Here is a 22,710-nt window from a genome sequence, read left to right as displayed (position 1 = left end):
TACGCGCCGCCGGGTATTGCCGCCGGCGCGTCAATTAGCGTCGCGAAAAGCCACGGCTGCATGCTAAAAGGGAATCTCCAGCCAGATTTCGAGGGAGCGGCCGCATGGAAGGCGAGAGCAAAAAGACGGCACGTTCGGACCTCGACGAAGCCGCCCTCTACTTCCACAAGCACCCAAGGCCGGGAAAGCTCGAGATACAGGCGACCAAGCCGCTCGGCAATCAGCGCGACCTCGCGCTCGCCTATTCCCCCGGCGTCGCCGCCCCCTGCCTGGAAATCCGCGACGATCCGGCGACCGCCGCCGACTACACCGCACGCGCCAATTTGGTCGGTGTCGTCACAAACGGATCGGCCGTGCTCGGCCTCGGCAATATCGGCCCGCTGGCCTCCAAACCGGTCATGGAAGGCAAGGCCGTCCTGTTCAAGAAGTTCGCCGGCATCGATGTCTTCGACATAGAGATCGACGCGCCCGCTATCGAGCGCATGGTCGAGACGATCTCGGCCCTCGAGCCGACCTTCGGCGGCATCAACCTTGAGGACATCAAGGCGCCGGAATGCTTCGAGGTCGAGGAACAGCTGAAGGCCCGCATGGGCATACCGGTGTTCCACGACGACCAGCATGGCACCGCCATCATCGTCGCCGCCGCCGTGCTCAACGGGCTGGAATTCGCCGGCAAGACCATATCGGAAATCAAGATCGTCACCTCCGGCGCCGGGGCTGCCGCCCTTGCCTGTCTCAACCTGCTGGTCTCGCTTGGCGCCAAGGTCGAAAACATCTGGGTCACCGACCGTTTCGGCGTCGCCTACAAGGGCCGCACCGATGAGATGGACCGCTGGAAAGACCCTTATGTGAAAGACACCGAGGCGCGCACGCTGGCCGACGTCATATCGGGCGCCGACGTCTTCCTCGGCCTGTCGGCGGCAGGCGTACTGAAGCCGGAACTGCTCCAGCACATGGCGCCGAAGCCGCTGATCCTGGCGCTGGCCAACCCCAATCCGGAGATCATGCCGGAAATAGCGCGTGCAGCGCGTCCGGATGCGATGATCTGCACCGGCCGGTCCGATTTTCCCAATCAGGTCAACAACGTACTGTGTTTTCCTTACATTTTTCGCGGTGCGCTCGACTGCGGCGCCAGAGCCATCAATGAGGAGATGAAGATGGCGGCGGTGCGGGCAATCGCAGCGCTCGCACGCGAGGAACCTTCGGACGTCGCTGCCCGCGCCTATTCCGGCGAGACGCCGATCTTCGGCCCTGAATTCCTGATCCCTTCGCCCTTCGATCCGCGCCTGATCCTGCGCATAGCGCCCGCGGTCGCCAAGGCAGCCTGCGACACCGGCGTCGCGACGCGGCCGATCACCGACTTTGCCGCCTATATCGACAAGCTGAACCGCTTCGTCTTCCGCTCCGGCCTGGTAATGAAGCCGGTGTTCTCATCCGCCAAGGCATCGAGCGCCAAGCGCGTCATCTATGCCGACGGCGAGGATGAGCGCGTGCTGCGCGCTGCCCAGGTGGTGCTCGAGGAAGGCATCGCCGAGCCGATCCTGATCGGCCGCCCGCACGTCATCGAAGTGCGCCTGAAGCGCTACGGCCTGCGCATCAAGCCCGGCGTCGATTTCGGCCTCATCAACCCGGAAGACGATCCGCGCTACCGCCACTATGTCGACCTTTTGATCGAACTCGCCGGCCGGCGTGGCGTGACGACGGAGGCCGCGCGCACCATGGTGCGCACCGACAACACGGTGATCGCAGCACTTGCGCTGAAACGCGGCGATGCCGACGCCATGGTCTGCGGCCTCGAAGGTCGGTTCGAGCGGCATCTGCGCAACGTCACCTTGATCATCGGCCCCCGCGCCGGCATCAAGGACCACGACCTGTCGACGCTTTCCATGCTGATCTCGCAGCGCGGCATCATCTTTCTGACCGACACCCACGTCTCCGTCGACCCGACGGCGGAAGAAATCGCCGAGATGACGGTGCTGGCGGCGGAAGAAATCCAGCGCTTCGGCATCGAGCCGAAGGCAGCACTCTTGTCGCATTCCGATTTCGGCTCGCGCGATTCGCCCAGCGCCCTGAAGATGCGGCAAGCAGCGGCGATCCTGGCGCGCATCGCGCCTGACCTTGAATGCGATGGCGAGATGCATGCGGACACTGCTCTGTCGGAGCACCTGCGCCAGCGCGTCTATCCCCATTCGAGACTGAAGGGCGAAGCCAATTTGCTGGTGTTCCCCAACCTCGATTCGGCCAACATCACGCTGACGGCGCTCAGAACCATGACGGATGCGCTGCATGTCGGGCCGATCCTGCTCGGCACCGACATGCCGGCGCATATATTGACGCCGTCTGTCACCTCGCGCGGCGTCGTCAACATGACGGCGCTTGCCGTGGTCGAAGCCGCCCACAAGGCACAAGCGGTCGTCAATCTGGGCTGAACACGGATTTCGCCGTAAACTGCAGTTAACCGCGAACACGGTAGCCTTGCGGGGCTAACAGTCGGATTTGGAAGGCGGAGTTTGGGCGGATGGCAAGCGGAGGGTGGAAGCAGGCGCATGCTGCCGTGCTGCTTGGCCTGCTGTTGTCCGCAACCTGGGGAGTAGCCAAGCCACAGGCTGCTTCGCGGGTCTGCCGCCAGTTGGAAGCCGATCTTGCCGCGTCCTCGCGCGGCGGCGGTGGCGGTCCGGCGCTAGTCCGGAAATACGATTCCGCGATTGCCAGGCAGCATGAGCAGATTTCGAAGGCTCGCAGCCAGGCGAGCCAGGCCGGGTGCGGTTTTTCGCTGTTTGGCCGCAACCTCAATCAATGCGCCGGGCTCAACGCCACCATCGACCGCATGAATGCCAATCTCGACGCCTTGCAAAACAAGCGCGAGCGGCTGGCTGGCGGTGGCTCTCGCCGCGATCGCGGACGCATCCTGGCGGCGCTCGACGCCAATGGCTGCCGCGACGACACCGTTGCGCCTCGGCGTGCGCCTTTGCAGGAAGCGAACCGCGACGGCGGCAGCGCAAACCTGTTCGATCAGCTCTTCGGCGGCAACAGCAAGCAGCTTGATATGCTTGATGAACCCAACCAGCCCGACGATCCCAGCGAGGAGCGCAATGTCCGCCGTGTGCTCAACCAGCCCGGCGTACCGGATTTTCCGAGCGTCGGTGGCGAATTCCACACGTCCTGTGTGCGCACCTGCGACGGCTACTTTTTCCCTATGTCGAACTCGGCCTCGGCAGGCGATTTCGAACGCGACCAGAAGAATTGCGAATCGAGCTGCCCCGGAACCGAGATGCAGGTTTTCTATTCGCGCGGCATGGACGACGATTCGGCTTCGATGACGTCATCTGTCACCGGCCGGCCTTACAGCGAATTGCCGACCGCCTATCTCTACAAACGGCCCGGCATGTCGCGGCCGCCGGCTTGCGGCTGCAACGCCGCTGCGCAGGGTTTCCAGATCATTGCCGGCAATCCGCCGAATCCGGTGCAATCGCAGCCAGAGACAGACGCGTCATCATTCATTCCAGTCCCGGTTGCAAAACCTGATCCGGGCGCCGATCCCGAAACGCTGGCCAATCTGGAAGGTGGGCTCGACCGCGAGGCGATCAAGCGGCTTTCCGCCAGGCCGGTGACGTCGCCCGTGTCCGCGCTGCCGCCGGAACAGCGCAAGGTCAGGGTCGTCGGGCCAACGTTCCTTCCCGACCCATCAGCGGCAATAGATCTGCAAGCTCCGGCCCCGAAGGCAGTCCGGTAAGGGCTGTCCTGAGTGGCATGAACAACGCCTTGCCCTTGCGGCCGGTCGCTTCCCTGATCTTGCCCGTCCAGTCCTTCCAGATCGTCGCGGTCCAGGGTTCCTCCGGCAGCAGGTCGAACGCCTGTCGAAGAAAGTCGCGGTCGTCATCGGAAAATTGCGGCTTCTCCTGCGGTCCTTCGCGCAGGATGCGCCACCAGTTGACCGCATCGGCCAGCCTGTCGAGATTGCCGCGCACCGCCAGCCAGAACGGTTCGGCCTGCTCGCCGGAGACGCCGAGCACGATGAGACGGTCTTGTGCCTCGGCGAACGGCATGTGGTGCAGCAGCGACCGGTTGAGCACGAACAGCTCGTCCGGATCGAACTTGGCCGCGGATTTCGATGTCGCCGCCGGATCGAAGCGTTCGGCGAGTTCGCCCATCGTCGGCATCGCCGCGACATTCTCCGAAGTGCCTACCAGGACCGCCAATGATGCGACGGCCATCGGCTCGATCCCGTCCTCGCGCAGGCTTTCGATGGAGAGCGCGCCGGTGCGCTTCGACAAGCCCTCGCCCGATGCGGTGGTCAGGAGATTGTGGTGGCCGAACACTGGCGGCGTGGCAGCCAGTGCCTGGAACAGGGCGATCTGCACGCCGGTGTTGGTGACATGGTCGTCGCCGCGGATGACATGGCTGACGCCCATCTCGATGTCGTCGACCACGGAAGGCAGCGTATAGAGATAGGTGCCGTCCTCGCGCACCAGGACCGGGTCGGAAAGCGAGGCCAGATCGACGGTTTCCTCACCGCGCACCAAGTCGTTCCAGTGGATTTCAGTGCGTTCCGGCTGTTGTGGATCGCCTGAGAAATTGGGCAGGAGAAAACGCCAGTGCGGCCGGCGGCCATCGGTCTGGTATTCGGCGATCTGCTCGTGCGTCAGGGTCAACGCCTCGCGGCCATAGACCGGCGGCAGACCGCGCGTGCGGCGCACCTTGCGCCTGAGATCCAGCTCCTCCGGCGTTTCGTAGCAGGCATAGAGAACGCCTGCCGCCTTCAGCCTCTCGACCGCCGCGTCATAGACTTCGAAGCGCCGCGACTGGTACTCGGTGGCGTCGGGAAAAATGCCCAACCAATGCAGGTCGTAGAGGATGGCGTCGGAAAACTCCTGCTTCGAGCGCGCAATGTCGGTGTCGTCGAAGCGCTGGATGAAGCGACCCTTGTTGTTCACGGCGAACAGCCAGTTGAACAGAGCCGTGCGCGCATTGCCGATATGGATGCGGCCGGTCGGCGAAGGGGCGAAACGAACGGTAACTGTCATGAGCGGGGCGTACCGGATGCTTTTACGATTGACAAGACGCGCCCCCGCGCTGCCCGGCAGACATAGAACATGGCGGCTGGAATGAAAAGACCGGGCGTTGGACGCCTCAGGAGGCACCCAGTCCGCAGGCGGCCTTTGTAACCGAGCGCTGCCAGCCGCTGGGGCCGACCACCGGTTGAAGGCGATCAGCGGCCGAAATCATCGGAACTGAGGCGGGTCCAGCGGTCGCCCACCAATCCACCGATAAAGATGTCGCCGGAGCGGACCGCTTCCGTGACCTCGGCGATCCGCGAGCGGACCATCGTTCCCCCGGCATAGCGGAAGAAGACATTCTTGTAGCCAAAGAGTTGGGATATGAATCTGGTCTGCGTCTGCCCGGTGATGCCCACGCAGCCCATCTCCCATGCGGCGGCGACAAGCGCATCCAGCGTCGCGCCCCAATGCGATCCGAATGCCTGGATTTGCAACAGGTTCGCCATGTCGCCGGCTTGACCATAGAAGGCATAACAACCGAGCATTTTGCCCGTTTCGTCGTAGATCCCACCGAAATGAAGGGGGCCGTCGGCCCGCTTCTCGGCCGCCAGTGCAAGCAGCCGTGGCAGCTCCCCATCCTTCCAACTCGGCCGAAGAGCGTAACCAGACAGGAGGGTCGGCAGTTCCTCGGCAAATTGCACGGCATTGATCGGCTCACGGTGGGTGCGATGCGACGATGAATGCTGGACGGGGGGCTCGAACCTTCTTTTCGCAAGAGCATCGAATGCTCGCGCAAAGGGGTCGAGTACAAGGTGAGGCAGGCCGGGCCATTTACGGTGCAGTGCGGCGGCGGCCATTCCCGCCGGCCGGAAAACATATGTCCATCCCAGACAATGCACCGGCAGGAGTTGATACTTCATCGGGCGCGCGAAGGCCAAGGATGTCCGGTTGGCCGAATCGGTCAGCTGCAGATCGAATTCGCCTTGATGCAATGCCCGCAGCAATTGCGGTCCGGCCGAGCCGTCATCGGTGCCGGGGTCGGCCATGAGCGGCCCGATGATCGCCGCATTCAATGGCGCACCATCGAGCTCGTAGCGGGCTTTCAAAACGCCGAGGAACCCACCCAGGCGACCCTGCCGGTTGATCTGGACAAGAGCGTTGCTTTCACCGGACTGGCCGGCAGGGTCGAGATAAATCTCTCTCATATACGCGGCCGTTTCGGCGATAGCGCGATCGAGGAGGTGACGGCGCCGCCGGCGAAACTTCGTCAGGAAGAGTGCGGCGACGCGCTCGAGATCTTCGGCAGCAAGCGGCCGAACCGAGCCATGCTGAGATTCCAGCACTGACGGCGCAGCCAACTTTTCCTCGGCATTCGCAGAAAGATGCATCGTGAAGAACGTTCGTGGGTTGCCTCCATCGGATATATATCAACCAATGGTAGAAACAACGTATCTCGGTCAATATGATGAACAGAGGTCCCAAGACTTACTATCCGGACAGGACTTCACAGGCAAATCAAGTCGGCCAGCATCACGGCGCTGATCGACGGGTCGACTGCCTCCCTGCGATCGCATCTCCTGCTCCAGCCCGCTGGGCTGACCGTGCCTGACAGAGGCGGCCTCCGGCCGAAGCTGGAGGCCGCCTCTAATCAGCTGACAAGTCCCTTGGTCAGTTCGAGCGCCTGGCGTTCGAACAGACGGCGGTAGATGCCGCCTTTCAGCCGGATCAGTTCGTCATGCGAGCCTTCCTCGACGATGTTGCCGCGATCGAAGACCAGCAGCCTGTCGAGCGCCCGCACTGTCGAAAGCCGGTGCGCGATGACCAGCGTGGTGCGGCCGACCATCAGCCGCTCCATCGCCTGCTGGATCAGCACCTCCGATTCCGAATCGAGGCTCGATGTCGCCTCGTCGAGGATCAGGATGCGCGCATCGGCAAGGAAGGCGCGCGCGATCGCCACGCGCTGACGCTCGCCACCCGACAGTTTCACGCCGCGTTCGCCGACCAGTGTACCGTAGCCCTTTGGCAGGTTGGTGATGAAGTCATGCGCACTCGCCAGCTTCGCGGCATGCTCGATCTCCTCCTGCGACGCACTCGGCCTGGCATAGGCGATGTTTTCGGCCAGCGACCGGTGGAACAGGATCGGTTCCTGCTGAACGATGGCGATCTGCCCGCGCAGCGAGGCTTGCGCCACCTGCGAGATGTCCTGACCGTCGACCAGGATTTTCCCCGCGTTCACGTCATAGAGCCGCTGGATAAGCTTGACGAAGGTCGTCTTGCCCGACCCCGAATGGCCGACCAGCCCGACGCGCTCACCCGGCGCGATATCGACCGAAAAGTCGCGGTAAAGCGCGGATCGGTGATGGCCATAGTGAAAGGTGACGTTGTCGAAGCTGATCCGTCCTTCGGTGATCCGGATCGGCTTGGCACCTGGCCGGTCCTCGATGCCGAGCGGTTCGGACTGGAAATCGACCAGCTCTTCCATATCGTTGATGGAGCGCTGCAGGTTGCGGATATGCGTGCCGATGTCCCTGAGATAGCCCTGCAGCACAAAGAGCGAGGTCAGCACGAACGCAACGTCGCCGGCGCTCGCCTGCCCCCAGGACCACAGCATCAGCGCCAGGCCGATCACCGCAGCGCGCATGACCAGCAGCAGCACTCCTTGCGTGGTGCCGTTGATGGTGCCGCGCACCCAGGTGCGCCGTGTACGCGCACGCCATTTGGCGACGACCTTGGCCAGGCGGCGTTCTTCGCGCTCCTCGGCGCCAAAGCCCTTGACCACGGCGTTGCAGCTGACCGCGTCGGCCAGCGAGCCGCCGAGGCGGGTATCCCAGGTGTTGGCGAGCCTTGCCGCCGGCGCGACATAGCCAAGTGACAGCAGCGCCGTCACCGTGATGAACAGCACCGAACCGGCAGCAACGACCGCACCCATCAACGGCCAGAACCAGCCGAGCAGCAACGTCGACCCGACCAGCATGACGACCGACGGCAGCAGTGCGATGAGGATGGTGTCGTTGAGCAGGTCGAGCGCCCACATGCCGCGCGTCACCTTGCGGACGGTCGAGCCGGCAAAGCTGTTGGCATGCCAGTCGGTGGAAAAGCGCTGAACGCGATGGAAAGCATCGGCGGCGATGTCGGCCATCATCTTCAAGGTCAGCTCGACGATGCCCATGAACGCCAGGTTGCGCAACACGACGCCGGCCAGCGCCAGCGCCATCAACATCGAGAACGCCGTCAGCGCGGCATTCCAGGCAATCGCGTCGGCGCCGGCGCTGCTGGCGACGGCGTCGACCAGCCGGCCGGAATAGAGCGGCGTCAGCACATCGGCCAGCGTCGACAGCAGGAAGCTGGCCATGATGAGCGAAAGCCGCCACGGCTGGCGCCGCCAATGGGTGAGCGTGAAGCCGAGAACGCTGCGAAAGGCGCTCGCGCGCAAATCGATCTTAAAACGAGCCATGATGTCATTCGGGCACAAACGAGCCCGATCCCAGTAGGTCGAAAATTGAAGAAGCCGCGCAAGGGGCCAATGAGTGCCCGGAAAGCGGAGTGGCATATTTGGCGTCTCGCCCATAATCGGGCGGCGACCGGCATCGGCAAAAGCCTGTGCTCGATTCGGCATCGGCACGAAGGGCAAACCTTCGCGGAGCGCCGGATGAGACCTAGGCTTCGCGGCCTCGCATTACCATGTGAAATACTGCCATTCGGACCTCCCGCAAGACAATTGCGGAGCGGTTCTTATAGAGACGCTCCGATGCACCGCCAAGACGGGCTGACGCCAAAAGCGTATCTGGTCCAACCACTGCGATTATTTTGCAACAATGGCGGGCAAGCCGCGCCTCATTCAGGAACGCGATCCAAGCGCATGTAGCGGCCATCGGTCGATGGCTTGAACCCGAGCTTTTCATACATGCCATGGGCATCGCTGGTCGACAGGCTCCAATGGAAAACGGTCCTGACCTCCGGATGGTCGATCAGGGCCTGGACGAGCCGGCTTCCTATGCCTTGCCCGCGATTCTCCGGCCAGATGATGAGATCGGCGAGATAGGCGAATACGGTGCGGTCGGTGATCGCCCGGCCGAAGCCGACTTGCCTGCCATCGACATAGGCGCCGACGCAAAGCGAATTGGCAAAGGCGCGGCGATGGACTTCGTCAGTGCGTCCGGCGCCCCAATAGCTTGCCATCAACAGGTCCGATGTCGCACGGAAATCGATCCGTGACATGTCGAAGCTGATCTCACAATCGGGCATGGTTGTCTCCGGCCGCGCCGCGTGCGCTTTCGGTACCTAGCTGCGATCCCTGAAACGATTGGTGATGGGGTAGCGGCGGTCGCGGCCAAAATTCTTTTTCGTGATCTTCACGCCCGGCGCCGCCTGCCGTCGCTTGTATTCTGCGATGTAGAGCAGGTGCTCGATGCGCGTCACCGTCGCCCGGTCATGGCCGCGCGCGACGATGTCGTCGACACCCATCTCATTCTCGACCAGGCATTCGAGGATATCGTCCAGCACCGGATAGGGCGGCAGCGAATCCTGGTCGGTCTGGTTCTCGCGCAATTCCGCCGACGGTGCCTTGTCGATGATGTTCTTCGGGATCACCTCGCCCGAGGGGCCCAGCGCACCCGGCGGCACGTGGCTGTTGCGCCAGCGCGACAGCGCGTAGACCTGCATCTTGTAGAGGTCCTTGATCGGATTGAAGCCGCCATTCATGTCGCCATAGAGCGTGGCATAACCGACCGACATCTCGCTCTTGTTGCCGGTGGTGACGACCATTGAGCCGAACTTGTTGGAGATCGCCATCAGGATGGTGCCGCGTGCGCGGCTCTGCAAATTCTCCTCGGTGATACCTTCCTTGGTGCCTTCGAACATCTGCGTCAGCGCGTGCAGGAAGCCCTCGACCGGCTCGAAGATGGGCACGATGTCATAGCGGCAGCCGAGAGCGCGGGCGCAATCCTCGGCATCTTTGAGCGAATCCTTCGAGGTATAGCGGTAGGGCATCATCACCGCGCGCAGCCGTTCCTCGCCGAGCGCATCGACGGCCAGCGCCGCGCAGATCGCCGAATCGATGCCGCCGGACAGACCAAGCACGACGTTCTTGAAGCCGTTCTTGTTGACGTAGTCGCGCAGGCCCAGCATGCAGGCGCGATAGTCAGCCTCCTCCCGGTCCGGGATTTTCGACATCGGCCCTTCCGAGCAGACCCAGTGATCGCCTTGTCTCTTCCAGGTGGTGACGTCGACCGCTTCCTCGAACTGGCTCATCTGGAAGGCAAGCGTCTTGTCGGCGCCAATGGCAAACGAAGCGCCGTCGAAGATCAGCTCGTCCTGGCCGCCGAGCTGGTTGGCATAGATCATCGGCAGCCCGCATTCGATGACCTGGCGGATGACGACCTGGTGGCGGACATCGATCTTGGCGCGATAATAGGGTGAGCCGTTCGGCACCAGCAGGATTTCCGCCCCGCTTTCGGCCAGCGTCTCGCAGATATCGACATCGCCCCAGATGTCCTCGCAGATCGGAATTCCGATGCGCACGCCGCGGAAATTGACCGGCCCCTGGATCTCGGGTCCGGCCTGGAAGACGCGCTTCTCGTCGAACTCGCCGTAGTTCGGCAGATCGAGCTTGTAGCGTTCGGCGATGATCTTGCCGCCGTCGGCGAAGATGATCGAATTGTGCGTGCCGCTCTTGCGCTTCAACGGCGTGCCGATGATGACGCCGGGACCGCCATCCGCGGTGTCGGCGGCAAAGTCCTGTGCCGCCTTTTCGCAGGCTTTCAAAAAGGCCGGCTTCAGCACCAGATCCTCCGGCGGGTAGCCGGCGAGGAAAAGCTCGGTATAGAGCACGAGATCGGCGCCCTGACGTGCGGCATCCGCCCTCGCCTCGCGGGCTTTGGCGAGATTGCCTGATATGTCGCCGACAGTCGGATTGAGCTGGGCGACGGCGATGCGCAGGATGTCGAGCTTCTTGGTCATGCCTGCTGACTTAGCGCGGCAAAATTGCTCGGGCAATGGCGTTCGTTTGGACCAATTCGGAGCAAATGACGAATGTCATTCGTGTCCGGACCCATCGATTCGATCGTGTTGACCGATCGACGAATGCCGATCGTGGCAAGCGACCACGTATCAGTCGTCGCCCATATATTCGCGCAGCGCTTGCGGCGAATGGTTCTCGCCGATCGACATCGCCAGGATGCGTGAAATATGGCGGCGCGGCAAATGCGTCTCTGCTGCCCATTGATTGATTTGCCTCTGGATCTTGTCCAGGTCCTTCTTCGAAGTCGGGCTTTCGGCGATGTCGAGGCCGGCGTCGCGCAACGCCGCGGCCATATCGCCCGAGATGACGAACGCATCCCAACCCAGCCAGCGCAGGAAATACTGGCCCGTATTGCCGCCCAGCCGGCTGCCATGCTTGCCGAGCCAGGCCATCAGCCCGACCTGGTCATCATCGGGCCATTCCGCAAGGAATTTGCCGAAACCGCCATATTCCTTCGACACACGCGCGACAAAGGCAGCATTGTCGCGAACGGATCTGATCTTCTGCGGGTTGCGTACGATGCGCTGGTCGGCCGTCAGATCGTGCCAGAAATCATCGGGCTGGAACAACAGCCGCTTCGGCTCGAAGCGCAGAAACGCCTCCTCGAAGCCAGGCCATTTCTGCTCGATGACGCGCCAGACGAAACCGGCGGCGAAGACGCGCTCAGCCATAATGGAGAGAATGCGGTCATCGGGGATGTCAGCCACGGCGGCATTGTCAGGCGCCGGACCAAGCAGCGACGTCAGTTCCTCTTCGCCGCCCTTACGTTTTGCGGCGCGAGCGCGAATTTTCTTGAAATCGGCCATTGGTCCCTCGGCAACTGGAATCAATCTAACACTTCCCGTGTGAGCCGGCAGCCTCTACCTCTTACGGCAAGCCTAAGACCCTGGAGATGGCCATGAACAAGACGATCGACGATCTGGCGAACCGCTGGCTCAAGCGGCGGCCGGACGGCCTCAGCCAGCTCGAAAGCCGGGTGCTGCAATCGACGCTCGAACGCACCACCATCTCGCGCGACACCAACAAGGCCGTTGCCTTCCACCAGACCTTCGGCGACCGGCTTGCCGATACGATCGCCCGCATCGGCGGGTCATGGTCCTTCATCCTGACCTTCATCGCCTTTCTGGTCTTATGGACGGCGGGCAATGTCTGGCTGCTGTCGCGTGACGCCTTCGATCCCTACCCGTTCATCTTCCTCAATCTCGTTTTGTCGATGGTAGCCGCCTTGCAGGCGCCTGTGATCATGATGGCGCAGAACCGCCAGACCGAACGCGACCGCATCGACGCCGCCCACGATTACGAGGTCAACCTGAAAGCCGAGATCGAGATCATGGCGCTGCATGAAAAGCTGGATGAACTGCGCCACGGCCAGATTCTCGGCATGCGCGACGAGATCGTGCAACTGACCGAGATGATCAAGCGGATCGACGAAAGGCTGTCTTCGCAGCAGTCGGCTTCATGACCGACGCGATCCACCATTTCATCGAACAATACGGGCTGCTCGCGGTCTTTGTCGGTTGCATCGCGGAGGGCGAAAGTGCTGCCATTCTCGGCGGCTTCTTCGCCCACCAGCAGGTCTTCGTGCTGTGGCACGCCGTCCTTGCGGCCGGCCTCGGCGCCTTTGTCGGCGACACTTTTTTCTTCATCCTCGGACGAAGCTTTGCCGACCATCCCTATGTCGTCAGATTGCGCAAGCGGCCCGGCTTTCGCCGCGCCTTTCGCCTGCTCAACACCCATCCCGACATTTTCGTGCTGTCGAACCGCTATATCTACGGCATGCGTCTCGTCGGCGGCATTGCAGCCGGGCTCTCCAATATCACAGCGCCGCGCTTCGTCATCCTCAACGCGCTTTCATCGGCGGTCTGGGCGGTGCTGTTCGGTACGATCGGTTATGTCTTTGGACTTGGCGCAGAGCACTTCATCGGCCAGGCGCTGATGCATCACGAACGGTTGCTGATCGGTCTTGGCATCGGCCTGACCGTGGCCGTTGTGGCATGGCTCGTCGCCCGTCACATCGCCAGGAGGGAACGCGCCAGGGAAGGCTGATCGTCAATCCACGCCGAGCGCCTGATCCCCCCGATCGAGGATAAGCGGGACGATCAGGTCTTCCTCGTCGGCAAGATGTCTTGTCAGCATGGCGATCAGCCGGCTGTTTTCGTCGGCATAGGCGTCGGCTGCAAAGCGCTGTCTGTCCTCGCTCTCCTGAAGCGTCTTAATGAAGGCATTGGCCGCCTCGGCATTGCGCTCCAGCCCTTCATGGATGGTGTGGTGGTCGGCATCGAGAATCTCGAAGCCGCGCTTCAAACGGGGCTCGGCCTTGGCGAAGATCGGGAAATATTGATAATCCTCGACATTGTGGTGACCGTCGAGATGCCCAAGAAAATGATTGAGGCGCGGCGCGAACCAGCGCGCGAAATCAGGCGCCGTCAGCCGTCCCTCACGGAAGTCGTCAATGCCGTTGGCCAGCATGCCGCCAAGTTCGCGGAACATGTCGTGCCGCTGCAGCCACATATTGGCGATGCCGTGGACGTTGGCATGGTCCTGCCAGTTTTCACGCGGGTATTTTTCGACGAGCCAGCGCAGATCGTCTGGCAGGCCCACGCGTTCGAGAAGCAGAAAATTGGCGGCCCCGGCCATGACAGTCTCCTTTGGTGACTGCCATATAGGCATCGAAAGGCTAGATCGGTAGCCCAGTGATCCGCTCGATAATGGCGATGCCCCAGACACCGGCGACGATGAGCACCGAAATCAGCACCGCCAGCGAACCGCAATCCTTGGCCAACTGGATGTCGACATTGAACTCGCGGCTGAAAGCGTCGCATGCCGCCTCGATGCCGGTGTTAAGCACCTCGACCATGATCAAGAGCAGCACCGCGCCGATCAGCAAGGCATAACCGCGCCACGAGATCGAAACGAACCAGCCGAGCGGCAGTGCCAGCGCCAGCAGCATCAGCTCCTGCTGGAAAGCCTTCTCGCTGGCGGCCAGCTTGCGAAACGCCCGCACCGAATTGAAATAAGCGTCGATCAGCCGCTGCATGCCAAACCCCTTTGCGAATCACCGGCACGGGATAATGCAATGGCTGGCCAGATCAATGGAATAAGGTGACTTGTCCAAGATTCATTCAGCAACCGGTATGGACGATGTCGACTTTTCAAACTGCGGCAGCCCGTCGTCGATCGAATAATAGTCGCCCTTGTCACCGACGAAGATATGGCATTCCCCCTCAAGACCTGTCGGCTTGTCGAACGATCCCGCCATGACTGAAACGTAGTCCTGGTCTCGCGGCTTCCAGAACAGCACCGACCCGCATGCCTTGCAGAACCCACGCCTGGCGAAGGTAGAGGCTTCGTACCAGGTGATACTTTCCACGCCTTCGATCACGATGTCGACATTGGCAACATTGGTCGCGGCATAGAAATGTCCGCTCTGCTTGCGGCATTGCGAGCAATGACAATAGACGACGCCACGCAACGCTCCGTTCGTTCTGAAGCGGACGGCTCCACACAGACACGATCCCTGGTGACCACCACTCACGTCGATCCTCCTTGAAAGAAAAGTGCCTGGCATCGCCTTCAGGATTCCAGCTTTGCGGCGCACGCACGCAAGCAAATGCGACATTACTGGCGTGGAGAATCCGAAATTCGGTTTCATTTTGAAGCGTGCGATGCGCGAATCGCGAATTCGGGCCGCTGCACCGGCGTTGTTTCCAACTGTTGGACGCGCGAACCAGAGCTTTTACAGCCCGCAGACAGAGAAAACCCGCGGAACCTTCGCCAGTTAAGAGAACTTTAGCGACAGCGCATTTATGGTCACCCTGCAAGTGAAGGCCGTGGGTGGGGACGCATCCCTTCGCAAGTTGTTCCGAAGCGTCGGTCGCATTCCCCAGGGTTCGGCGACAAAAGGGGATCCGCGAATTCCGCGGATCATCCGAGGGGAAGAACCAGAATGCAGCCGGCAGCTGTCCCGACCGAACGAAGCACCGACATCGCAGCCAATATTGTCGCGACAATGCGCCAGTTGGGCGTGCTCGGCCTGCCGCGCAATTACGAGATCTTCTATGAGGCCCTGAGCGGCACCAATCGCGAACTCAGCCTGGCCGTCGTTTCGCTGAGCAGCCGGCCGACACAGGATGAACTGGATCAGATCGGGCGCACTTTCTTTGCCCACAACCATGGTCCTGGCATCGTCGAGCATGCCCGAGACGTCATTGCCAGGGAGCTCGAGGCGGTCGCTTCACTGCTGCGGAGCGAGCGCAGCCATATCGAGAAATACGGCAGGATCCTCGATGAGACATCGAGCGGCCTCAACGGCCGCAGCCTCCTCCCAGGATCTTTTGCACAAGATCGCCAACGCCATGGCGGTTGCCACCAATTCGACGATCGATCACGGCCGGCAGGTGGCCTCGACGCTCAGCGACAAGACGGCCGAACTCGAGACCGTCAAATCGAAGCTCGAGGAATACAAACGGTTGGCCGACACCGATCCCTTGACCCACATCTGGAATCGCCGCGCCTTCGACAAGGAAATCACCAGGATCTACAACAGCAACAGGGGTATCCTGTTCAACGCCCTGGTCCTTGCCGACATCGACCGCTTCAAGGACATCAACGACCGCTTCGGCCACCCGGTCGGCGACAAGATCATCCAGAGCATCGCCGATATCTTCCAGACCAGCATTCGCGGCGACATGTTCGTTGCTCGCACCGGCGGCGAGGAGTTCGCGCTGATCGTCGAGGGCGCCAGCGAGGACGCCACCTATGACGTTGCAGAGCGTATTCGTGCCCTGATCGAGCAGACGCCGTTCACCAGCAGCCAGACGGGCACGAATTACGGCACCGTCACCGTCTCGATGGGTATCTGCATGGCGTCCGAAGCCGAAGGACCCGAAGATCTCTACACCAAGGCCGACCGGGCGCTCTATCGCTCGAAGGTCAGCGGCCGCAACCGCGTCACCAGGCACTCGACGATGGCTGGCCGAGCCGGCAAGAGCTGGCTGCTCTACAAGAAGGACTGAGTCTCCCGTTTGCAGATCGTTTTGCGTCCGGCCCCTTTCCATATGAATTTTTGTGGCCTATATTTTCCACAGAAACAGGAAGGCGTCGCAATGCAATCTCAAACCACTGCCAAGACAGCCGAGAATGCAGTCCTGACCAAGGCAACGGTGCGCGCGGCCGATCTGCTGGACATCACCGCCAGAATGCTGGCCTCGGTGATCGGAGTTTCGGAGGCCACGGTTTCGCGCATGCGCAGGAACGAATTCGTGCTCGAGCGCGGCACCAAGCCATTCGAGCTTGCCGTGTTGTTCGTCAGGCTGTTCCGCTCGCTCGACGCCATTGTCGGCGGCGACGCGGTCGTCGCCCGGGCATGGCTGAAGAACGCCAACACGGCGTTCGACGCTGCTCCGCTTGAAAAGATCCTCACCATCACCGGGCTCGTCGATGTCATTGCCTATCTGGACTCCCGACGCGCTCTCGTCTGAGACCGTCGGCATCGACAGCAAGTACTGGCGCATGGTCGAAGCGCAGCACCATGTCTCGACGCTGAAAATCGTCGACACGCTCGACGAACAGGCGATGCTGGAAGACCTGATCGAGGAAACCAAGCCGCAAATCCCAATTGAATGCCGCCATCTCCACTATCTCCTGGCGACGCCCTTCCGCTACGGCTCGGTCTATCCGCACGGTTCGCGCTTCCGCCGTGCCGGCAGGACCAAGGGCGTCTACTATGCGGCCGAGACCATGATGACCGCGGTGGCCGAAATGGCCTTCTACCGGCTGCTGTTCTTTGCCGAGTCGCCCAAAACACCCTGGCCAAGCGACGCCGCCGAATACACGGCCTTTGCGGCCGCGATCAAATGCGCCAAGGTGATCAATCTCACCCGGCCGCCGCTCGATCGTGACGCAACGGCATGGACGCATCCGACCGACTATGCCGCTTGCCAGGCCATTGCCGATACTGCCCGCGAGGCCGGGCTGGAGGCGATCCGCTACCGCTCGGCGCGCGATCCCAAGGGCGCCAACATTGCGCTGCTGACCTGCCGCGGCTTTGCCAAGGCAAAGCCGATGGAGCCGCGGACCTGGCGCATCCGGCTTGGTGCGTTCGGCGTGCAGGCGATCTGCGAGTTTCCGGAAAAGCGCATCGAGTTTTCAAGGGCGGCGTTTGCTGACCCCAGACTCGCCGGCCTGCGCTGGGAACGCGGGCACTGAACCAACCAAAAGAAAAGCGCCGGATTTCTCCAGCGCTTTTTCCGTCAGCCGTTCAGGCCGAAATCGAGCTTAACCGTTCGCAACCTGCTTGTGCTGCACCGGGTGGCTCTTCTTGAGCAGGTCTGACACCAGGAACGCCAGTTCGATCGCCTGGTCGGCGTTGAGGCGCGGGTCGCAATGGGTGTGGTAGCGGTCCTGCAACTCCTCGGCGGTGATGGCGCGCGCGCCACCGGTGCATTCGGTGACGTTCTTGCCGGTCATCTCGACATGGATGCCGCCCGGATGCGTGCCTTCGGCGCGGTGCACTTCGAAGAAGGTCTGAACCTCCTTCAGGATGCGGTCGAACGGCCGCGTCTTGTAGCCGGCGGCCTCGATCGTGTTGCCGTGCATCGGGTCCGACGACCACACCACGGAGCGGCCTTCCTTCTGCACCGCGCGAACCAGCTTCGGCAGATGGTCGGCGACCTTGTCGGAGCCGAAACGTGCAATCAGCGTCAGCCGGCCGGGTTCATTTTCGGGGTTGAGCAAGTCGATCAGCTCCAGCAAGCCGTCCGGCGTCAGCGACGGACCGCATTTCAGGCCGAGCGGGTTCTTGATGCCGCGGCAATATTCGACATGCGCATGATCGGGCTGGCGGGTGCGGTCGCCGATCCAGATCATATGGCCCGAGGTAGCGTACCAGTCGCCGGAGGTCGAATCGACACGCGTCAGCGCCTCCTCGTAGCCGAGCAGCAGCGCCTCATGGCTGGTATAGAAATCGGTCTCGCGCAGCGCGTAGTTGGTTTCCGAAGTGATGCCGACGGCCTTCATGAAGTCCATCGTCTCGGTGATGCGGTTGGCGAGCGACTCGTATTTCTCGCCCTGCGGGCTGTCGGACACGAAGCCGAGCATCCAGCGGTGCACATTCTCCAGGCTGGCATAGCCGCCTTGCGCGAAGGCGCGCAGAAGGTTGAGCGTCGCCGCCGACTGGCGGTACGCCATCTCCTGGCGAGCGGGATCCGGAATGCGCGACTTCGGGTCGAATTCGATGCCGTTGATGATGTCGCCGCGATAGCTGGGCAGCGTCACCTCGCCCTTGGTCTCGTTGTCGGATGAGCGCGGCTTGGCGAACTGGCCGGCAACGCGGCCGACCTTCACCACCGGCTGCGCGCCGGCGAAGGTCAGCACCACCGACATCTGCAGGAAGACGCGGAAAAAGTCGCGGATGTTGTCCGCGCCATGCTCGGCGAAGCTCTCGGCGCAATCGCCACCCTGAAGGAGGAATGCGTCACCAGCAGCGACCGAAGCGAGCTGCTTCTTGAGCTTGCGCGCCTCACCGGCAAAAACCAGCGGCGGAAAGGTTGCGAGCTGGGCCTCCGTGTTCTTCAGCGCTGCAAGGTCCGGATAAGCAGGAACCTGCTTGATCGGCTTTGCTCTCCACGAATTCGGCGACCATTTCGTCATCGCTGCACCCAACGCTCTTTCCAGCGGCCTATACTCCGCCATTCCCGCCCCAATTGGGGATCGCGGCTCCATACACGAAGCCGATTTCCTATTCTAGACCGGAATTTCAGCGCTGGCGAATGGTCCGAGGCTAGCTACGCCGCCTTCTCCACCAGCCGTGCCAACTGCGTCATGACGACCGCCGAGCCCGCCAGCCTCTTCTCGGCTGTCGGCCAGTCGCGCACGAAGACGACACTGTGGTCCGGCCGGATCTTGGCCAACGATCCCTGTTCGCCAATGAACTTGACCAGCCCGACCGGGTTGGAGAATTCGCGCTTGCGGAAATGGATGACGACGCCCTTCGGCCCGGCGTCGAGTTTTTCGACATTGGCCTTGCGGCAGAGCGCCTTGATGAAGACGATCTTCAACAGATGCTTCACCTCCTCCGGCAGCGGGCCGAAGCGGTCGATCAGCTCGGCGCCGAAAGCGTCGATTTCCTCGGTGTTTTCGAGATCGCCGAGACGGCGATAAAGCGCCAGCCGGAGCTGCAGGTCCGGAACATAGCTTTCCGGGATCATCACCGCCGTGCCGACGGCAATCTGCGGCGACCAGCCGCCATCCTGCACCTCGCCCGAATCCTTCACCTCGGCGACGGCTTCTTCCAGCATCTGCTGGTAGAGTTCGAAGCCGACCTCCTTGATGTGTCCGGACTGCTCCTCGCCGAGAAGATTGCCGGCGCCTCTGATATCGAGGTCGTGGCTGGCCAGTTGGAAGCCGGCGCCCAGAGTGTCGAGCGATTGCAGCACCTTGAGCCTCCGCTCGGCGGTGTCCGTCAGCTTGCGGTTGGCCGGCAGCGTGAACAGCGCGTAGGCCCGCACCTTCGAACGGCCGACGCGGCCGCGCAATTGGTAGAGCTGCGACAGGCCGAACATGTCGGCGCGGTGGATGATCAGCGTGTTGGCGGTCGGAATATCAAGGCCGGATTCGACGATGGTGGTCGACAACAGCACGTCGTACTGACCGTCATAAAAGGCATTCATGATGTCGTCGAGTTCGCCCGGCGGCATCTGGCCATGAGCCACCGCCACCTTCAACTCCGGCACGGATTCCTTCAGGAAATCATGTATTTCCGAGAGATCGCTGATGCGCGGCACCACATAGAAGGAATGGCCACCGCGATAGCGTTCGCGCAGCAGCGTCTCGCGGATCACCAGCGGATCGAAGGGCGATATGAAGGTGCGCACCGCCATGCGATCGACCGGCGGCGTGGCGATCAGCGACAGCTCGCGCACCCCGGTCAACGCCAGTTGCAGCGTTCGCGGGATCGGCGTCGCCGACAGCGTCAGCACGTGCACGTCGGTCTTCAGGTCCTTCAGCCGTTCCTTGTGCTTGACGCCAAAATGCTGCTCTTCGTCGATGATCAGCAGACCAAGGTTCTTGAACGAGATCGCGGAACCGAGCAGCGCGTGCGTGCCGATGACGATGTCGACCTGGCCTTCGGCGATGCCTTTCTTGGTCTCGGCCAGTTCCTTGGCGCCGACCAGCCGAGACGCCTGGGCGACGCGGATCGGCAGGCCGGAAAACCGCAGCGAAAACGTCTTGAAATGCTGGCGTGACAGCAATGTCGTCGGCACCACCACCGCCACCTGAAAACCTTCCATTGCCGCGATGAAGGCGGCACGCAGCGCCACTTCGGTCTTGCCGAAACCGACATCGCCGCAAATCAGCCGGTCCATCGGCTTGCCGGCAGCAAGATCGTCGCGCACCGAATCGATGGCCGTCTGTTGGTCGTCGGTCTCTTCATAGGGAAAGCGGGCTGCGAACTCGCCATAGAGGCCTTCTGCCGGCACCAGTGGCGGCGCCGAGCGCATCTGCCGCTCGGCGGCGATGCGGATCAACTGACCGGCCATGTCGAGCAGGCGCTTCCTCAGCCGCGCTTTGCGCGACTGCCAGGCGCCGCCGCCAAGCTTGTCCAGCGTCGCCTCGGCCGTGTCAGAACCGTAGCGCGACAGGAGTTCGATGTTTTCCACCGGCAGGAACAGCCGGTCGTCGCCGGCATAGTGGATTTCCAGGCAGTCATGCGGTGCGCCGACCGCTTCGATGGTGCGCAGGCCAATGAAACGGCCAATGCCGTGGTCGGCATGGACGACAATGTCGCCGGCCGACAGCGCCGAGGCCTCGGCAATGAAATCCGAGGGACGCTTCTTGCGTTTCGAGCGCCGGATCAGCCGGTCGCCCAAAATGTCCTGTTCGGCGACGACGACCAGTTTTTCGGTCTCGAAGCCGGATTCGAGGGGCAGCACGGCCAGGGCCGCCTGCCCCGGCTCGAGCTTTTCGGCTTCCGCCAGCGTCACGACCTGCTTGAGGTTGCCGAGATGGTGTTCGGCGAGGATCTGGCCAAGCCGGTCGAGCGAGCCTTCGGTCCAGCCGGCGATGACGACGCGGCGGCGCGCCGCGCGCTCATCGGCGATGTGTTTGACGACGACATCGAACACGTTGGCGTTCGGATCGGCGCGCTCCTCGACGAAGCTGCGGCCGTGGCGCGAACCGGCGTGATAGACCTTCTTGGCGCCAATGTCGGGCGCGTCGAATGGCGTAAAGTCGATCGCTTCGCGCGGCCCGAGCGAGGTGATCAGGTTTTCCGGGGAGAGATAGAGCAGGTCCGGCGCGACTGGCTTATAGGGCACCGCATCCTTCAGCGCGCCGTCGGCCTGCTTCCTGCGCGCCTCGTAGTGATCGAGGATCAGCGTGTGGCGCTCGGCCAGCGCCTCATGCGCCAGATGGTCGAAGATGACAGGCGTGTCAGGCAGATAGTCGAACACCGTCTCCAGCCGTTCGTAGAAGAACGGCAGCCAGTGCTCCATGCCAGCGAAGCGACGCCCTTCGCTGACCGCCGCATAGAGCCCGTCGTCGCGCTGCGGTGCGCCGAAGGCTTCGATATAGGAGCGGCGGAAGCGGCTGATGGTTTCCGGCGTCAGCGCCACCTCGCTCATCGCTTGCAGCGCCATCGACTTGCGTTGACCGGTGGTGCGCTGCGTGGCGGCGTCGAACACACGGATCGATTCCAGCGTGTCGCCGAAGAAATCGAGCCTGAGCGCCTCGGTCCAGCCGGGAGCGAACAGGTCGAGAATGCCGCCGCGCACCGCGAACTCGCCGATGCCGCGCACTGTCGGCACACGCTCGAAACCGGACGTTTCCAGCCGCGAGACCAGTGCGTTCATGTCGATCTGGTTGCCGGGCCTGGCATGAAAAGTCTGCGCCTCGACCAACTCGGACGGCGGAATGCGCTGCAGCAGCGCATTGGCGGTGGTGAGGATGACGGCGCGGTGCGGCTTCTTCGCCAGAGCGATCATGGCGGTCAGCGCATCGAGGCGCTTGGCGGCCGCATCGGAGCCGGGCGAGACGCGGTCGTAGGGCAAGCAATCCCAGGCCGGCAGTTCCAGCACCGGCAGGCCGGGGGCCGCGAAGGACAATGCCTCGATGATCGCCGGCAGGCGCTGACCGTCGCGCGCGACGAACAGAACCGGCTTGTCGGGCGCGATCTCGAGCGCCGCCTGCACCAGCGCAAAGGCTTCGTAGCCGTCGGCGACGCCATCGACGATGAACTGACCGGCGCGGCCTTTCGGCAGACCGATGGTGGGAATGAGGCTCATGAAATCACGGTCTTGTTTTATCGCAATTCCGAACGGAAAACCGCTTCGTACTTTTCCTGGAATTGCTTGTGTTCAGAATGTCAGAGAGCGGCGGAAAGCCAGGATCTTTCGCAGGACGGCACAATCGATATCGGCCGGAACCGGGCGTTCGCCGGTGACCATAGGCAGGAATTCGGTATCGGGAATGTCGAGGAGCCTCTCATATTGGTCGATTTCCTCGTTGGTCAAGACGCCGATCTCAGCGTCGGCGAAAGTGCCGAGGATCAGGTCCATCTCGCGCATACCGCGATGCCAGGAGCGAAACAGAAGCTTGCGGCGGCGCACGTCCAGCCCCTCGCTTGATCTCGTCGTTCCGGTCATCGTACCGCATCCTTGCTTGCTGCGGCGCATATAGCGTGGATAGAAGGGGCTG

At 62.3% G+C, this 22,710-nt stretch carries 19 protein-coding genes; 7 read left to right on the top strand and 12 right to left on the bottom strand.

Features of this window, described 5'->3' with window-relative positions:
- The first annotated feature begins 104 nt into the window (after positions 1 to 104).
- Positions 105 to 2,429: an NADP-dependent malic enzyme gene (locus AC0L2D_RS17395; RefSeq protein ID WP_473541654.1), complete on the top strand. Its 2,325-nt coding sequence runs from the start codon at positions 105 to 107 to the stop codon at positions 2,427 to 2,429.
- Between the two features lie 89 nt (positions 2,430 to 2,518).
- Complete coding sequence (locus tag AC0L2D_RS17390; RefSeq protein WP_473541653.1) at positions 2,519 to 3,733, top strand: DUF2865 domain-containing protein; 1,215 nt, start codon at positions 2,519 to 2,521, stop codon at positions 3,731 to 3,733.
- On the opposite strand, the gene gltX is transcribed toward AC0L2D_RS17390, so the two are convergent.
- From gltX to AC0L2D_RS17360, 6 genes are all read right to left on the bottom strand, one after another.
- Positions 3,651 to 5,024, bottom strand: coding sequence for a glutamate--tRNA ligase (gltX, locus tag AC0L2D_RS17385; RefSeq protein ID WP_063167908.1), 1,374 nt, complete (start codon positions 5,022 to 5,024; stop codon positions 3,651 to 3,653). The genes AC0L2D_RS17390 and gltX overlap by 83 nt on opposite strands.
- 185 nt (positions 5,025 to 5,209) lie before the next feature.
- Positions 5,210 to 6,385: a hypothetical protein gene (locus AC0L2D_RS17380; RefSeq protein WP_473541652.1), complete on the bottom strand. Its 1,176-nt coding sequence runs from the start codon at positions 6,383 to 6,385 to the stop codon at positions 5,210 to 5,212.
- A gap of 260 nt (positions 6,386 to 6,645) precedes the next feature.
- Complete coding sequence (locus AC0L2D_RS17375; RefSeq protein WP_473541651.1) at positions 6,646 to 8,451, bottom strand: ABC transporter ATP-binding protein; 1,806 nt, start codon at positions 8,449 to 8,451, stop codon at positions 6,646 to 6,648.
- 380 nt (positions 8,452 to 8,831) lie between these two features.
- Positions 8,832 to 9,242 (bottom strand): GNAT family N-acetyltransferase, encoded by a 411-nt coding sequence (locus AC0L2D_RS17370; protein WP_027161485.1) that lies wholly within the window; start codon positions 9,240 to 9,242, stop codon positions 8,832 to 8,834.
- A 36-nt stretch (positions 9,243 to 9,278) separates the two neighbouring features.
- Entirely contained in the window at positions 9,279 to 10,955 is a 1,677-nt protein-coding gene (locus tag AC0L2D_RS17365; RefSeq protein WP_013531895.1) for an NAD+ synthase, read from the bottom strand.
- Between the two features lie 150 nt (positions 10,956 to 11,105).
- Entirely contained in the window at positions 11,106 to 11,822 is a 717-nt protein-coding gene (locus AC0L2D_RS17360) for a DNA-3-methyladenine glycosylase I (protein WP_027161484.1), read from the bottom strand.
- Between the two features lie 92 nt (positions 11,823 to 11,914).
- Here AC0L2D_RS17360 and AC0L2D_RS17355 point away from each other — a divergent pair, with 92 nt between their 5' ends.
- Both AC0L2D_RS17355 and AC0L2D_RS17350 read left to right on the top strand, forming a co-directional pair.
- Entirely contained in the window at positions 11,915 to 12,478 is a 564-nt protein-coding gene (locus AC0L2D_RS17355) for a DUF1003 domain-containing protein (protein WP_024503559.1), read from the top strand.
- Positions 12,475 to 13,062 (top strand): DedA family protein, encoded by a 588-nt coding sequence (locus tag AC0L2D_RS17350; protein WP_024503560.1) that lies wholly within the window; start codon positions 12,475 to 12,477, stop codon positions 13,060 to 13,062. Before AC0L2D_RS17355 ends, AC0L2D_RS17350 begins: the two co-directional genes overlap by 4 nt.
- A 3-nt stretch (positions 13,063 to 13,065) precedes the next feature.
- On the opposite strand, the gene AC0L2D_RS17345 is transcribed toward AC0L2D_RS17350, so the two are convergent.
- From AC0L2D_RS17345 to AC0L2D_RS17335, 3 genes are all read right to left on the bottom strand, one after another.
- Positions 13,066 to 13,653, bottom strand: a complete 588-nt coding sequence (locus AC0L2D_RS17345; protein WP_063167905.1) for a hemerythrin domain-containing protein — start codon at positions 13,651 to 13,653, stop codon at positions 13,066 to 13,068.
- A 40-nt stretch (positions 13,654 to 13,693) separates the two neighbouring features.
- The gene (locus AC0L2D_RS17340; RefSeq protein ID WP_024503562.1) at positions 13,694 to 14,053 is read right to left on the bottom strand and encodes a diacylglycerol kinase; all 360 of its coding nucleotides are present in this window, start codon (positions 14,051 to 14,053) and stop codon (positions 13,694 to 13,696) included.
- A gap of 81 nt (positions 14,054 to 14,134) precedes the next feature.
- Complete coding sequence (locus AC0L2D_RS17335) at positions 14,135 to 14,551, bottom strand: GFA family protein (protein WP_127369360.1); 417 nt, start codon at positions 14,549 to 14,551, stop codon at positions 14,135 to 14,137.
- Positions 14,552 to 15,302: 751 nt separating this feature from the next.
- On the opposite strand from AC0L2D_RS17335, the gene AC0L2D_RS17330 reads away from it, so the two are divergent.
- From AC0L2D_RS17330 to AC0L2D_RS17320, 3 genes are all read left to right on the top strand, one after another.
- Positions 15,303 to 16,031, top strand: a complete 729-nt coding sequence (locus tag AC0L2D_RS17330) for a GGDEF domain-containing protein (RefSeq protein WP_473541650.1) — start codon at positions 15,303 to 15,305, stop codon at positions 16,029 to 16,031.
- 90 nt (positions 16,032 to 16,121) lie between these two features.
- Positions 16,122 to 16,496 carry an MbcA/ParS/Xre antitoxin family protein gene (locus AC0L2D_RS17325; protein ID WP_473541649.1) on the top strand — a complete coding sequence of 125 codons (375 nt, stop codon included), beginning with the start codon at positions 16,122 to 16,124 and terminating at the stop codon, positions 16,494 to 16,496.
- A complete protein-coding gene (locus AC0L2D_RS17320; RefSeq protein ID WP_473541648.1) occupies positions 16,456 to 17,223 on the top strand; it encodes an RES family NAD+ phosphorylase in 768 nt (255 codons plus the stop codon). The genes AC0L2D_RS17325 and AC0L2D_RS17320 overlap by 41 nt, the downstream gene beginning before the upstream one ends.
- Positions 17,224 to 17,292: 69 nt before the next feature.
- Here the strand turns inward: AC0L2D_RS17320 and AC0L2D_RS17315 are convergent, their stop codons facing one another.
- From AC0L2D_RS17315 to AC0L2D_RS17305, 3 genes are all read right to left on the bottom strand, one after another.
- Complete coding sequence (locus AC0L2D_RS17315) at positions 17,293 to 18,666, bottom strand: class II 3-deoxy-7-phosphoheptulonate synthase (protein WP_013531905.1); 1,374 nt, start codon at positions 18,664 to 18,666, stop codon at positions 17,293 to 17,295.
- A 134-nt stretch (positions 18,667 to 18,800) separates the two neighbouring features.
- A complete protein-coding gene (gene mfd / locus AC0L2D_RS17310) occupies positions 18,801 to 22,298 on the bottom strand; it encodes a transcription-repair coupling factor (RefSeq protein ID WP_473541647.1) in 3,498 nt (1,165 codons plus the stop codon).
- A gap of 72 nt (positions 22,299 to 22,370) precedes the next feature.
- On the bottom strand, positions 22,371 to 22,658 hold the full coding sequence (locus tag AC0L2D_RS17305; RefSeq protein WP_013531907.1) for a succinate dehydrogenase assembly factor 2: 288 nt from the start codon (positions 22,656 to 22,658) through the stop codon (positions 22,371 to 22,373).
- Positions 22,659 to 22,710: the final 52 nt, after the last annotated feature.

Source organism: Mesorhizobium sp. WSM4833 (assembly GCF_055811095.1).
Note: the sequence above shows the minus strand (reverse complement) of the source record. Positions and strands in the feature narration are given on the sequence as shown.

Coding starts and splice junctions, on each gene's coding strand:
- AC0L2D_RS17395 (WP_473541654.1), top strand. CDS start 105: ATGGAAGGCGAGAGCAAAAAGACGGCACGTTCGGACCTCGACGAAGCC.
- AC0L2D_RS17390 (WP_473541653.1), top strand. CDS start 2,519: ATGGCAAGCGGAGGGTGGAAGCAGGCGCATGCTGCCGTGCTGCTTGGC.
- gltX (WP_063167908.1), bottom strand. CDS start 5,024: ATGACAGTTACCGTTCGTTTCGCCCCTTCGCCGACCGGCCGCATCCAT.
- AC0L2D_RS17380 (WP_473541652.1), bottom strand. CDS start 6,385: ATGCATCTTTCTGCGAATGCCGAGGAAAAGTTGGCTGCGCCGTCAGTG.
- AC0L2D_RS17375 (WP_473541651.1), bottom strand. CDS start 8,451: ATGGCTCGTTTTAAGATCGATTTGCGCGCGAGCGCCTTTCGCAGCGTT.
- AC0L2D_RS17370 (WP_027161485.1), bottom strand. CDS start 9,242: ATGCCCGATTGTGAGATCAGCTTCGACATGTCACGGATCGATTTCCGT.
- AC0L2D_RS17365 (WP_013531895.1), bottom strand. CDS start 10,955: ATGACCAAGAAGCTCGACATCCTGCGCATCGCCGTCGCCCAGCTCAAT.
- AC0L2D_RS17360 (WP_027161484.1), bottom strand. CDS start 11,822: ATGGCCGATTTCAAGAAAATTCGCGCTCGCGCCGCAAAACGTAAGGGC.
- AC0L2D_RS17355 (WP_024503559.1), top strand. CDS start 11,915: ATGAACAAGACGATCGACGATCTGGCGAACCGCTGGCTCAAGCGGCGG.
- AC0L2D_RS17350 (WP_024503560.1), top strand. CDS start 12,475: ATGACCGACGCGATCCACCATTTCATCGAACAATACGGGCTGCTCGCG.
- AC0L2D_RS17345 (WP_063167905.1), bottom strand. CDS start 13,653: ATGGCCGGGGCCGCCAATTTTCTGCTTCTCGAACGCGTGGGCCTGCCA.
- AC0L2D_RS17340 (WP_024503562.1), bottom strand. CDS start 14,053: ATGCAGCGGCTGATCGACGCTTATTTCAATTCGGTGCGGGCGTTTCGC.
- AC0L2D_RS17330 (WP_473541650.1), top strand. CDS start 15,303: ATGAGACATCGAGCGGCCTCAACGGCCGCAGCCTCCTCCCAGGATCTT.
- AC0L2D_RS17325 (WP_473541649.1), top strand. CDS start 16,122: ATGCAATCTCAAACCACTGCCAAGACAGCCGAGAATGCAGTCCTGACC.
- AC0L2D_RS17320 (WP_473541648.1), top strand. CDS start 16,456: ATGTCATTGCCTATCTGGACTCCCGACGCGCTCTCGTCTGAGACCGTC.
- AC0L2D_RS17315 (WP_013531905.1), bottom strand. CDS start 18,666: ATGACGAAATGGTCGCCGAATTCGTGGAGAGCAAAGCCGATCAAGCAG.
- mfd (WP_473541647.1), bottom strand. CDS start 22,298: ATGAGCCTCATTCCCACCATCGGTCTGCCGAAAGGCCGCGCCGGTCAG.
- AC0L2D_RS17305 (WP_013531907.1), bottom strand. CDS start 22,658: ATGACCGGAACGACGAGATCAAGCGAGGGGCTGGACGTGCGCCGCCGC.